The organism is Priestia flexa NBRC 15715 (assembly GCF_001591565.1).
Taxonomy (GTDB): domain Bacteria; phylum Bacillota; class Bacilli; order Bacillales; family Bacillaceae_H; genus Priestia; species Priestia flexa.
In genome coordinates, this window is sequence record NZ_BCVD01000170.1 from 1 (window position 1) to 6,115 (window position 6,115).

The following is a 6,115-nucleotide window of genomic DNA, read 5'->3' on the forward strand; positions in this document are numbered from 1 at the left end:
CTTATGTCCCAGCCTCTTTTTTCATTGTTGCTTATTTTGAAAAATAAAGAGAGTGAACTTGTTTTGCAATCTCTTCAATTTTGTTTGACACCTGAGGGATTCCATACCCAACAAACAGCGGAGAGGTTGCAAAGCGAGGAATCACTTTACATGCACTTCGTCCATCATCCAACTGATAAAAAAACAGGTTATAGCTCGTGCAGCTACGATGGAAATGATTAAGCAAATAATGAGTAGCAGCTTGAATATAATCAGCTACTTCTTTATTATGTTCTTCAATATTCGATGTCACAATGTTAAATTCAAAAAATCCCATTCTTGGCTTTGTAGATAAGTTAAACTCGACATCTTTATTTTGTTGAATTGAGATGCCTTCAAAATGTGCATCAGTAATATTTGAGCTTGTATCAAACGTTTTTAATCCAATGATTTGCATATGCGGATGGCGAAGAGAACCCCCTGACATGGGTCCGTGATTTTTAAAGAATAAGACGGACTCATATTTTTTACTCTCAATCATCTGTAGCCAGCGAGTAGTGACAAACGAAAACAGTTTATACAAATGCTCTTTTGGATATTCTGATAGTTCTGATTGACATTGATCTGTTTCGATAATCACAGTTTGGTAAGCATTTTGGAGAACTGGGTACTTGTTTTCTAACCAAATAATTGAATCTTCTTTTTCAATAATGCCTGTTAAGGAGTCCACATCACAGAATGGACAAGGATTTTGACGATTTACAATGGTTTCTGGTTTTTGTGAACCAATTGCTGAATTAAAAAATAAATGAGATGGTTTCATAAGCTTCACCTTTTTAATCTAATTATATCTATTGTAGTAGAACAACTAGAAGAAATCTACTGTTTAGCTTGCTTCGTTGACTTTTTAACCAGATTTTAGTATTATCTTGATATCGAGATAAATTAAAAAAGGAACTGATAAAAATGGATTCAACAGTAAATCGAGAAGAATTAGATCAATCTTTAAAATTATTCATTGTTCTATCAAGAGCGAATCGTTCCGTTATGGAGCATGTTCATAAGTTTATTCAACAACACGGTATGAACCCAACTGAATTCGCTGTATTAGAGCTTTTATATCATAAAGGAAAACAGCCTCTTCAGCAAATTGGTGGCAAAATTTTATTAGCAAGCGGTAGCATCACGTATGTTATTGACAAGCTAGAGAAAAAGAGCTTTTTAGAGCGTGTAGCTTGTCCAAATGATCGTCGTGTCACGTATGCGCAAATTACAGAAGCAGGAAAAGAAATGATTGAAAGCATGTTTCCTGATCATGAGAAGCGCATTCATAGTATTTTATCTGTTCTTACAAGTGAAGAGCAAGAAGTAGCCATTTCGCTACTAAAGAAAATTGGACACTATGCAGATGAGTATACGCCGTCTGAATAAAGCAAAAAAGCATCGGTTTGATGCTTTTTTTGTGTGAGAAAATAGCGATTGCGGATTGTTTAAAGGAGATTATGTAATCATCACGAAGTACATAAATCAGCCTATAAAAAGAGAGGGGAAAAAGACGTGACATTTCATCAATATACATATGAAAGACCGGATTTAAATCAGCTGAAAAAAGAGTTTAAACAAAGCATTGGCATTTTAAAAGAAGCTAAAACCATTGAAAAACAGTACGAAGCGATTGAAGAATTAAACGAGTTGCGAACAGATTATAGTACGATGAGCAACTTATGTTATATTCGCCATTCCATTGATACAAACGATGAGTTTTATCAAAACGAACAGGATTATTTTGATGAAATCAACCCTCTGTATGAAGAGCTTATGCATCAATACTACGAAGCGCTTGTTTCATCAAGCTTTCGCGAAGAGCTAGAGGCTGCATTAGGAACGCAGCTATTTGCATTAGCTGAAAACCAATTAAAAACGTTCCATCCGTCTATCATTGAAGATTTACAACAAGAAAACAGACTTTCTTCTCAGTATACGAAGCTTATAGCCTCCGCTAAAATTATGTTTGACGGTGAAGAACGCACTCTTGCTCAGCTGGAGCCTTTCATGCAGTCACCAAACAGAGAAACTAGAAAAAGTGCTGCGACTTCACGCTTTCAATTTTTTAAAGACCATGAAGATGAATTTGATCGGATTTATGATGAGTTAGTTCAAGTACGAACAAAAATGGCAAAAAAGCTGGGGTATAAAAATTTTGTAGAGCTTGGGTATGCACGTATGACTCGTACAGACTATAACGCAGAGATGGTTCAAGCATTTCGCGCGCAAGTCTTAACAGAAATTGTTCCATTAGCAGAAGAACTTAAAAAGAGACAGGCAGATCGTATTGGAGTTGACGAATTACTCTATTATGATGAGTCGTTTGAATTTCAAACAGGCAACGCAACCCCAAAAGGAGATGCAAGCTGGATTATTGAGAAAGGTAAAAAGATGTATAGTGAGCTTTCAGCAGAAACAGATGAATTCTTTGCTTTTATGATGGATAATAATCTTATGGACTTAGTTGCAAAGAAAGGCAAAGCGGGTGGAGGCTACTGTACGTTTTTAGAACGTTATAAAGCACCGTTTATTTTTTCGAATTTTAACGGGACCTCAGGTGATATTGATGTATTAACTCACGAAGCAGGACATGCTTTTCAAGTATATCAAAGCCGAAATATTGGGGTAATGGAATATTATTGGCCAACTTATGAATCAGCTGAAATTCATTCTATGAGCATGGAGTATTTTACGTGGCCGTGGATGGAAAGTTTTTTTAAAGAAGACGCACAAAAGTATAAGTTTACTCATTTAAGCTCAGGCCTTCTTTTTCTACCTTATGGTGTAGCAGTTGATGAGTTTCAGCATGTTGTCTATGAAAACCCAACGCTCACGCCAAAAGAGCGAAAAAATGAATGGAGAAAGCTAGAACATAAATACATGCCTTCTAAAAACTATGATGGGGAAGCTTACCTTGAAAACGGCGGATTTTGGCAAAAGCAATCCCATATTTATAACGATCCATTTTATTATATTGATTACACGCTGGCGCAAATTTGTGCATTTCAATTTTGGAAAAAAGATAATGAAAATCATGAAGAGGCATGGAGAGACTATTTGCACTTATGTAAGCTGGGTGGAAGTAAGTCGTTTACTTCGCTTGTGAAAGAAGCCAATTTGCTTTCTCCTTTTGAAGACGGTTGCGTAAAGTCAGTTGTTGGTGAGATTAAGGCTTATTTAAATAGTATAGATGATCAATCATTGTAAGGAAAAGCGAGCTGAAGTGGCTCGCTTTTTGTTACTTTGTAAAGGAAATGAATGAGAAATATAAAGAAATGAGCATAGTGTAAAGAGTTTGTTAGAAGACTGTAAAAACGCTCTTTTTTCCTTTTTTTTGAACTATAATCATCTCAAGAGCCATGTTGATGCACGTACATAGTGGCTCAATTGATTTGAAAGGGGACAGGTACGATGAGTAAAAGTTTCTTAGTCAAATTATTTGGAGCATTTGCAGCAATTACGCTTATGACAGCATGTAGTGCAGAAGAGGGAGAAGACACGACAGATCAAGAACAAACGGAAGATGCGGAAGAAACAACTGGAGAGCCGGCAGAAACACCAGTTGAGGAAGAAGCCGTAGAAGAAGATACAGAAGAGCAAGATCAAGATGCAACAGAAGAGGCAGAGGAACCAGCTGAAGAGGAAACAGACGAATCAACAGATGACCAAGAAGATAATCAATAAAACAAATAGAAAAAAAGCGACTCCCAAGGGAATCGCTTTTTCCTTTTTCATTATTTCAGTTTAGAAGTGACGCGGATTTCTTGCTGTTCATTGACATCAATGAATACCTCGTTGACTTCTTCATCCGTTAGTAAAAGGTCAGTAATTTGGTCTTCAACATGCTCCTGTATAGCGCGACGCAGTGGGCGAGCACCAAATGCCGGGTGGTAGCCAAGAGATGCTAGTGTTTCTTTCGCTTTATCTGTAACTTGTAGGGCGATGTTTTGTTCTTTAAGCGTTTCTTTTAATTCTTGAAGCATAAGCTCAACAATCTTAACCAGATGTTCTTGTTCAAGGTGATTAAATTCAATAATGGCATCGAAACGGTTTAAGAATTCAGGCTTAAAGTAAGCAGATAGTGAATCTAAAACAGATGCATGTCTAAGAGCTGCATTTTCAGATTCAAAGCCCACCGTAATTTTCTTTTCTCCCACACCTGCGTTACTTGTCATGATGATTACAGTATCTTTAAAGCTTACTGTACGACCTTGACTATCGGTTAAGCGTCCGTCCTCTAAGATTTGTAGGAACATATGCTGAACGTCAGGGTGCGCTTTTTCAATCTCATCTAATAAGATGATTGAATAAGGGTTACGACGTACTTTTTCAGTTAGTTGGCCAGCCTCATCATGACCTACGTATCCTGGAGGTGCGCCAATTAGTTTAGACACCGCGTGTTTCTCCATATACTCACTCATATCAAGACGAATCATCGCATCTTTTGTGCCAAACATTTCCTCTGCTAGAGTTTTTGTAAGCTCTGTCTTACCAACTCCTGTTGGACCAACAAATAAGAAAGATCCAATTGGACGATGCTTAGCTTTTAACCCAGCACGAGAGCGACGAATTGCTTTTGCAACTTTTTCTACAGCTTCGCTTTGACCAATGACTTTGTCGGAAAGGTTTGCTGACAGGTTCTTCATTTTGTGAGCTTCATTTTCTTGAAGTTTCCCAACTGGAATACCCGTTTTCTTTTCAATGATTGCTTGAATATGCTCAACGGTAACTTCAGCTTTATCTTGTTCTTGGTTTAGCTGCTTTTCAAGTTTTGCTTCTTCATCGCGAAGTTTGGCAGCCGCTTCGTACTTTTCTTCTTTTAAAGCTGTTTCTTTTTCCACAGCAATTTCTTTTAGTCGTTTATCGATATCGTCTTTGTTTGAGATACCTGCTTTTAAGTTCATTTTTGAGCCAGCTTCGTCTAATAAGTCAATGGCCTTATCAGGTAAGAAGCGGTCTTGGATGTAGCGATGTGATAAATTTACACAAGCTTTAATTGCATCTTCTGTGAAGTTGACGTTGTGATACGCTTCGTATTTGTTTTGGATGCCTTTTAAAATTTGAACGGCTTCGTCAACAGATGGTTCATGAACCATCACAGGCTGGAAACGACGTTCAAGAGCCGCATCTTTTTCAATAGCGCGGTATTCTTTCAGCGTTGTGGCACCTACGACTTGAAGTTCACCTCGCGCCAACGCTGGTTTTAGGATGTTACTTGCATCCATTGAACCTTCAGCAGAACCCGCTCCAACAAGCAAGTGGATTTCATCAATGAATACGATAACGTTTTTACGTTGTTGTAGTTCGGCGATTAGCTGCTTCATGCGCTCTTCAAACTGACCGCGAATACCCGTGTTTGCTACAAGAGCAGCGACGTCTAGTAAGTATACGTCTTTGTTCATGAGCTTTGAAGGAACGTCGCCTTCTGCAATTTTTAATGCTAAGCCTTCGACAACAGCGGTTTTACCTACACCAGGTTCACCGATTAAAACAGGGTTGTTCTTGTTACGGCGGTTTAAAATTTCAATGACGCGTTCAATTTCTTCGTCACGTCCAATAACAGGATCAATTAGTCCAGCTTTTGCAATTTGTGTTAGGTTGCGACCAAATTCATCTAAGAATCCACCCCCGTTACCTCTTTGCTGAGGAGTAGGCTGCTGAGCTGATTGATTCATGGCTTGTTCATTTGCTAATTGATTGAATAAATCATCGATGTTCATGAAGTGCCCACCTCCAAATCCAGACGGCATTTTACTTTGTTTCATTAATGATTGATAACATGTATGGCATAAACGATATTGTGATTTTTGTTGATTAGCTTGTACGTTTAAATAAATTGTTGCTTCACGTTGTTGACAGTTTTGACACATCATTTAAAAGACCTCCTTAGAATGATTAAATGAATGTAATCATTGATCAATTAGTCAATTTGACTTTGACTATATTTGACCTTTGTGAGTTCATTATACTTTGACCTTTTTTGACTTTCAAGTGTTTTGCTTACATTTTTGTTTTGGAAGTTATTTCTTATTTTAAGTAGAATATTTTGTGGTTTGTTTATTACCTTTTATATGAGATGTAGTAAGAATGC

Annotated in this window: 5 protein-coding genes; 3 read left to right on the forward strand and 2 right to left on the reverse strand. The window is 37.5% G+C overall.

Annotation, left to right across the window (positions count from 1 at the left end):
* Positions 1-31: 31 nt before the first annotated feature.
* Complete coding sequence (locus tag BFL01S_RS18530; protein WP_061786600.1) at positions 32-802, reverse strand: DUF4931 domain-containing protein; 771 nt, start codon at positions 800-802, stop codon at positions 32-34.
* 143 nt (positions 803-945) lie between these two features.
* On the opposite strand from BFL01S_RS18530, the gene BFL01S_RS18535 reads away from it, so the two are divergent.
* From BFL01S_RS18535 to BFL01S_RS18545, 3 genes are all read left to right on the forward strand, one after another.
* Entirely contained in the window at positions 946-1,410 is a 465-nt protein-coding gene (locus tag BFL01S_RS18535) for a MarR family winged helix-turn-helix transcriptional regulator (protein WP_025908405.1), read from the forward strand.
* A gap of 126 nt (positions 1,411-1,536) precedes the next feature.
* The gene (locus BFL01S_RS18540) at positions 1,537-3,231 is read left to right on the forward strand and encodes a M3 family oligoendopeptidase (RefSeq protein WP_025908406.1); all 1,695 of its coding nucleotides are present in this window, start codon (positions 1,537-1,539) and stop codon (positions 3,229-3,231) included.
* A 204-nt stretch (positions 3,232-3,435) separates the two neighbouring features.
* Positions 3,436-3,708 carry a hypothetical protein gene (locus BFL01S_RS18545; protein ID WP_061786601.1) on the forward strand — a complete coding sequence of 91 codons (273 nt, stop codon included), beginning with the start codon at positions 3,436-3,438 and terminating at the stop codon, positions 3,706-3,708.
* A gap of 50 nt (positions 3,709-3,758) precedes the next feature.
* Here BFL01S_RS18545 and BFL01S_RS18550 read toward each other — a convergent pair whose 3' ends face one another.
* Positions 3,759-5,897: an ATP-dependent Clp protease ATP-binding subunit gene (locus tag BFL01S_RS18550; protein ID WP_025908408.1), complete on the reverse strand. Its 2,139-nt coding sequence runs from the start codon at positions 5,895-5,897 to the stop codon at positions 3,759-3,761.
* Positions 5,898-6,115: the final 218 nt, after the last annotated feature.

Excerpts from the sequence above, each read along its gene's own strand:
- BFL01S_RS18530 (WP_061786600.1), bottom strand. The coding sequence starts at position 802 with ATGAAACCATCTCATTTATTTTTTAATTCAGCAATTGGTTCACAAAAA.
- BFL01S_RS18535 (WP_025908405.1), top strand. The coding sequence starts at position 946 with ATGGATTCAACAGTAAATCGAGAAGAATTAGATCAATCTTTAAAATTA.
- BFL01S_RS18545 (WP_061786601.1), top strand. The coding sequence starts at position 3,436 with ATGAGTAAAAGTTTCTTAGTCAAATTATTTGGAGCATTTGCAGCAATT.
- BFL01S_RS18550 (WP_025908408.1), bottom strand. The coding sequence starts at position 5,897 with ATGATGTGTCAAAACTGTCAACAACGTGAAGCAACAATTTATTTAAAC.